Source organism: Pseudarthrobacter sp. fls2-241-R2A-168 (assembly GCF_030209335.1).
Taxonomy (GTDB): Bacteria; Actinomycetota; Actinomycetes; order Actinomycetales; family Micrococcaceae; genus Arthrobacter.
On record NZ_JARVSG010000057.1, the window covers coordinates 43,776 to 49,838 of the forward strand.

A 6,063-nucleotide genomic window follows, 5' to 3' on the forward strand; every position below is an offset into this window, starting at 1 on the left:
TCACATCCGTTCCGGCGCCGAAACGCCGAGCAGGTCCAGGCCGTTCGCCAGCACCTGGCTGGTGGCATCGTTGAGCCATAGCCGGGTGCGGTTCACGTCGGTCACCGGCTCGTCGCCCATCGGCGCAATGCGGCAGGCATCGTACCAGCGGTGGTAGGCGCCGGCGATCGCTTCGAGGTGCCGTGCCACGCGGTGCGGCTCGCGCAGTTCCGCGGCCTTGGCCACGATGGAAGGGTAGCTGCCCAGGTAGGAGAGCAGCTCGTTCTCGGTGGCGTGGTCCAGGAGCGCGGCGTCGAAGGTGTCTTTGCCGTCCACCTGGCGTTCCACCCCGGCTGCCACCGCGTTGCGGGCGGCGCCGCGGGAGCGGGCATGGGCGTACTGGACGTAGAACACCGGGTTTTCGTTGCTGTGCTTTTTCAGCAGCTCCGGGTCCAGCGTCAGCGGCGAATCGGCCGGGAAGCGTGCCAGCGAGTAGCGGACAGCGTCCTTGCCGAGCCAGTCGATGAGGTCCTTGAGCTCGATGATGTTGCCGGCGCGCTTGGAAAGCTTGGCGCCGTTCACGGACACGAGCTGGCCGATCAGCACCTCGATGTTCACCTCGGGGTCGTCTCCGGCAGCGGCAGCGATGGCCTTGAGGCGGTTGATGTACCCGTGGTGGTCGGCGCCGAGCAGGTAGATCTTCTCGGTGAAGCCGCGGTCCTTCTTGGAAAGGTAGTAGGCAGCGTCAGCGGCAAAGTAGGTGGGTTCGCCGTTGGCCCGGATCATCACGCGGTCCTTGTCGTCGCCAAAGTCCGTGGTCCGCAGCCAGACGGCACCGCCGTCGTCGAACACGTGGCCCTGCTCGCGAAGGCGGGCAACGGCACTTTCGATAGCGCCGGCGTCGTGCAGTTCCTGCTCCGAGAAGAACACATCGAACTCGACGCCGAAGTCCGCCAGGGTGTCCTTGATGTCCTTCATCTGGGCTTCATACGCGGCCGTGCGGATGACCGGCAGCGCGGCAACTTCGGTGAGTTCGCGGATGTCCGGGTGTGCGGTGAGCACCTCGTGGCCAAGGTCAGCGATGTACTGTCCGGGGTATCCGCCGTCGGGGACGGGGAGGCCGTGCAGGCGGGAGTACACGGAGGTGGCAAAGGTGTTCATCTGCGAGCCGGCGTCGTTGATGTAGTACTCGGCCGTGACGTCCGCTCCGGAGGCGCGAAGCACGCGCGCAATGGCGTCGCCTAGCGCGGCCCAGCGCGTATGGCCGATGTGCAGGGGGCCGGTGGGGTTGGCGGAGACGAACTCCATATTCACCGTGTGCCCGGCGAGCGCCGTGTTGGTTCCGTACTGCTTGCCGGCCTCAACGATGACCTTGGCGAGCGCGCCGGCCGTGGCTGCATCCACGGTGATGTTCAGGAAGCCCGGCCCGGCGATATCCACTGCCGAGACGCCGTCGATCGATTTAAGCCGCGCGCTCAGCACGGTGGCAAACTCGCGCGGGTTGGTGCCGGCCTGCTTGGCAAGCTGCAGGGCAATGTTGGTGGCCCAGTCTCCGTGCTCGCGGTTCTTGGGCCGCTCCACGCGTACCTCGTCTGGCACTGCTGATGCTGAAAGGGCGATCTCGCCGGCGGCGACGGCGTCTTTCAGGCAGGCGGATATGGCGAGGGAGAGTTCTTCGGGAGTCACCCCTCTAGCCTACCGGGGCTGGTGACAGCAAAAGAATTGGGACGTTCAGCGCCGTGACAGGCATTCCACAGGAAATACACAAGCCAGCTACAAGGTGAACCAATACGCTGGGTTTGACGTTGACACCTCCGTAAACACTGCCACGAACACTTAAACGAAATGAGAGCCTTGATGAGACCGTCAGTCCGCAAGAGTGTTTTCGCCGGAATCGCCGGCCTGTCCCTCGCTGGAACTGTGGCCGGATGCGCGCCTTCGGCCGCCGAGAGCACACCCGCGGCCCCCGGAGGCAACGCCGCGGAGACTTCCGCCGCAACCCCGTCAGGCGGGACGTCCTCGCTGGCCAGCAGCGGTTCCACGTACAAGGACGGAACCTACAGCGCTGATGGAAATTACGTTTCCCCCAATGGAACGGAGACGGTGGGGGTGGAACTTACCCTGGCCGGTGACACCGTCACGGGCGTCAACATCACCCAGCACCCGTCCAACCCGAACACCCGCAAGTTCCAGGGGCAATTCGCCGGCGGCATTGCAGCGCAGATCGTGGGCAAGAACATCGACGAACTTAATGTCTCCAAAGTTGCCGGTTCTTCGCTGACCAGCGGCGGGTTCAACCAGGCAGTGGACAAGATCAAGCAGGAGGCGCAGTAGCCTGTGCCGGATGCGGACTGGGAGGATTTTGCGTTCGAAGGGATCGGGACGCAGTGGGAGATTTCCACGCCCGTTCCGCTGAGCGGGCCGGTCAGGGCGCGCCTGGCGGAACGGGTGGAGCGTTTCGACGCCGAATGGTCCCGTTTCCGATCCGATTCCCGCGTCAGCGCCCTCGCCCGCAGGCCGGGAAGTTATGAGTTTGCGGATGAGGCCGTTCGGCTGGGTGCCCTGTACAGGACCCTGTACGGCATGACCGACGGCGCGATGACCCCGCTGATCGGCGCTTCCCTTGAGCGGCTGGGGTACGACGCCGGATATTCCCTTAAGCCTTCGGGCTCCCCTTTGGCGGCGCCGCCCTGGGACGCGGTCCTGGAGTGGGCAGGCACCACCATCACCACCACTGCCCCGGTGGTGCTGGATATCGGGGCTGCGGGTAAAGGCCTGCTGGTTGACCTGCTCGCGGACGAGCTTCTTGCCGAAGGGCTGGATGCATTCATCATCGATGCCAGCGGCGATTTGCTTGCGTGCGGTCCACTGCCCACCGAGGTGGCGTTGGAGCATCCCTACAATCCTGCACAAGCCATCGGAATCGTTCCCCTAGCGGACCGGGCGCTGTGTGCTTCTGCTTCCAACCGCCGCGCCTGGGGTGACGGACTGCACCACATGCTGGACGGCACCACCGGGCAACCGGTCAGGACCGCCGTCGCCACCTGGGCCCTGGCGGACACCGCGATGCTGGCGGACGCACTGGCCACCGCCCTGTTCTTTGTCCCGGGAGACCAGCTCCAGGAGGAATTCGATTTCTCCTGGCTCACTGTGTTTTCTGACGGCAGCGCGGCCCGCTCCGCCGACTTTGAAGGGACACTGTTCACATGAGCCCTGTTGAAACACCAAAAGCCGGATCGGTCCCCTCCGTGGCAGGACGGCTGGATACGGTCCTGGGCAGCTTCACGATGTACCGGCTGATCCTCCTGGTCCTCGCGGCGCTTGCCGCCTACAGCCTGTTGCTCAACGTCCTGGGCTGGCTGACTTTTGGTATCCCCGAGATGCTGGGCCACCTGGTTTTGTGCCTTGGCTTGACCTACGCCTCGAACAGGGCCCTGGCCGCGCTGTTCCGTGTACGGCCGCACTCGGAGTCCTCGCTGATCACCGGCCTGTTGCTGTACTTCCTGTTCTGGCCGTCCTTTGTGCCCACCGATGTGGCCGGCATCGCGCTGGCATGCGTGCTGGCGTCGGCGTCGAAGTACGCCCTCGCCTGGCGCGGGCGGCACGTCTTCAATCCGGCGGCTGCAGGCGCCTTCGTAGCAGGCCTCACGGGGCTCAACATCGCAACGTGGTGGGCGGCTACACCGGCCATGCTGTGGCTGCTGGTTCCCGGCGTCCTCCTGGTCCTGTACCGCACCCGGAAGTTCCTGATGGCCACAGTGTTCCTCGTGGTGGCCACCGCCATCATCAGCCAGGAACTGCTGCAGGCCGGCATGTCGGCAGGAATGGCCTTGTGGCAGGCCCTTGCCCAGCGGCCGCTGCTGTTCTTTGTGGGGTTCATGCTCACCGAGCCGCTGACCTTGCCACCCCGAAGATGGCAGCAACTGGGGTTGGCTGCTGTGGTGGGCGTGGCCTTTGCGGTTCCCTACAATTTCGGGTTCCTCGCGAATTCACCCGAGGCTGCGCTGCTGCTGGGCAATCTGTTGGCCTTTTTGGTGGGTCAGCGGGGCGGCGTGAGGCTGACCTTCGCCGGGGCCAGGCCACTGACGCCCAGCACCACCGAATTCTCCTTCGAGCCCTCCCGCCCGGTCCGCTTCCTGCCAGGACAGTACATGGAACTGGACCTTCCGCACGCGAAGGCGGACGGAAAGGGACGACGACGGGTGTTCAGTTTGACCGGTTCCCCGGGTGATCGCCTGGTGAAGTTTGGCGTGCGGACAGCCGAGCCCGTGTCCGCCGCCAAGAAGGTCCTGCTTTCCTTGAAGCACGGCGATGCGGTGACAGCCACATCGGTGGGCGGCGACTTTGTGCTCCCCCGCGATCCCCGGAAGCCAGTGCTTCTGATTGCTGCCGGGATCGGCATCACGCCGTTCCTTTCGCATATCTCCTCCGGCGGACTGCGGGACCGCGACGCCGTCCTCGTCCTGCTCGCCAGGAGTGCCGACGAGCTTGCCTACGCAGACGAGCTGATCGCAGCAGGCGTTCGCGTGGTTGCCCGGATCGCGGATGGCTCGGAGCCCCCCGCGCACATCTCTGCCTTCCCGGCGGACGGATCCGCGCTGGAGGGGGAAGCCCTCAAGGCCGCGGTCCCGGATGTGGCCGAGCGCGATGTGTATATTTCGGGTTCCCCGGCCAGCGTCGCCTCTTTGCGGCGGGCGGCGCGCCAGGCCGGTGCGCGGCGCGTGCATGTGGATTCGTTCTCCGGGTACTGATGTCCGAAGCCTTGTGGTCTTGATTGCTGGCCTTGGCTGGCTTTGAAGGACTCGCGGCGGGGGCGATTTTCCCTTGCGGGCCACCTTACTGCTAAGCTCTAGGACGTCCCGCCAGCAACGGCAGGAACCCCGGATTGCCCTCGTAGCTCAGGGGATAGAGCGTCTGCCTCCGGAGCAGAAGGTCGTAGGTTCGAATCCTATCGAGGGCACCATCTGAAGCACCCTGGCCACGCGGCCGGGGTGCTTCTTTGTTTTCCGTATCAGATGGCGGCTAACCCCTAACCCCTAACCCGCTAACCCCTAATCCACTAACCCCAGGTGGCCGGCCTACAGGGTTGGGTTAGCAGGGGTGATAGCGGGTCGTTGGGCGGGCTGTCTCCCGACAGGAACCAGTCCGCGAAGGTCTCTTCCGGAATCTCGTCTTGAAAAAGTTCATGGGGGAAAGGTGGTTCTTCCGGCGGAGGGCTGACTTCGGAAAGGTCCTCCCGCGGTATCGGTACTCCGGCAAGGTCATCGGGCGGTTCCCATTGGTCGAGGAGGTCATCGAAGGCGCGGATGCTTTCCGGCACGGCTTGATCTGGCCAGTGGGGTGGTTCCCAGTCCTGGTGTTCGCTTTTGTAGTGCCGGCCCGTGGGTGAGATCCAGCCGGGTGGTTCGGTTGTACTGGCCGGGGTGGGTTTCCAGCCGCTCGTGTGGCGCAGCTTGTGATGTTTCGGGCACGGCTGTCCCAGGTTAGAAATCCCCGTACTGCCACCTTTATCCCAGGCGAGAATATGGTCCGCCTCATTGTCCAGGGATGGGTTATTGCAGCCGGGGAACGGGCATTTGCCGTCCCGCAGCCGAAGCCATTGCCGCATCGCCTTGCTCACCCGGTAGTTCGTGCGGCCGATCTCCAGCGGCGCCCCATCCCGCGGGTCCACCAGGACACGGTAGAACGAGGCAGCGCCGTCGGCGACGAGCCTGCGTGCCATCGAAGGCGGGATGGGTCCGTGCCCGTCCAGCACCGCCGGCTCATCCGTCAGGCCCATCAGCGAGCACACCGGCACCGTGACCAGCACCTGCGCCCGGATCCCCGAGAATGGGCCGGACGCTGTTCCTGCACCGCTTCCATCACCGGCAAATTCGCCGCCACCCGCGTCGTTAGCCCCGCAACTGCCGACACTGCTGTCGCCGCCAGTATTGTCCGTCTCGTCGTTCCCGGCACCGGTGTGCCCGCCGGTGCTCTCAGCACGGTTGCTGCAACTGTCTGCACTGATGTCATCGCCAGCCCCGCGGTCACCGCCGGTACCCAGGTCGTTGGCGGTGTTGCCGGCTGTTGTGCCGCTGGTGAGGA

The 6,063-nt window shown here is 65.1% G+C and carries 5 protein-coding genes and 1 tRNA gene; 4 read left to right on the forward strand and 2 right to left on the reverse strand.

From position 1 onward, the window contains the following. Positions 1-1,665: an arginine--tRNA ligase gene (gene argS / locus QRN11_RS21780; RefSeq protein ID WP_285314472.1), complete on the reverse strand. Its 1,665-nt coding sequence runs from the start codon at positions 1,663-1,665 to the stop codon at positions 1-3. Positions 1,666-1,836: 171 nt separating this feature from the next. Between argS and QRN11_RS21785 the strand changes: the two genes are divergently transcribed. The 4 genes from QRN11_RS21785 to QRN11_RS21800 all read left to right on the forward strand — a co-directional run bounded on the left by QRN11_RS21785 (position 1,837) and on the right by QRN11_RS21800 (position 4,942). After that, entirely contained in the window at positions 1,837-2,313 is a 477-nt protein-coding gene (locus QRN11_RS21785) for an FMN-binding protein (protein WP_091415678.1), read from the forward strand. Positions 2,314-2,316: 3 nt separating this feature from the next. Next, the gene (locus QRN11_RS21790; RefSeq protein WP_285314473.1) at positions 2,317-3,189 is read left to right on the forward strand and encodes an FAD:protein FMN transferase; all 873 of its coding nucleotides are present in this window, start codon (positions 2,317-2,319) and stop codon (positions 3,187-3,189) included. Then, positions 3,186-4,730, forward strand: coding sequence for a ferredoxin--NADP reductase (locus tag QRN11_RS21795; protein WP_285314474.1), 1,545 nt, complete (start codon positions 3,186-3,188; stop codon positions 4,728-4,730). Before QRN11_RS21790 ends, QRN11_RS21795 begins: the two co-directional genes overlap by 4 nt. Before the next feature lie 136 nt (positions 4,731-4,866). Next, a tRNA-Arg gene (locus tag QRN11_RS21800) sits at positions 4,867-4,942 on the forward strand. Between the two features lie 96 nt (positions 4,943-5,038). On the opposite strand, the gene QRN11_RS21805 is transcribed toward QRN11_RS21800, so the two are convergent. Next, positions 5,039-6,063: DUF222 domain-containing protein (locus QRN11_RS21805; protein WP_285314475.1), on the reverse strand; the 1,025-nt coding region annotated here is incomplete at its 5' end.

What these genes read in the sequence shown, in the direction of transcription:
- QRN11_RS21795 (WP_285314474.1), top strand. Translation starts at nt 3,186, where the DNA reads ATGAGCCCTGTTGAAACACCAAAAGCCGGATCGGTCCCCTCCGTGGCA.
- QRN11_RS21785 (WP_091415678.1), top strand. Translation starts at nt 1,837, where the DNA reads ATGAGACCGTCAGTCCGCAAGAGTGTTTTCGCCGGAATCGCCGGCCTG.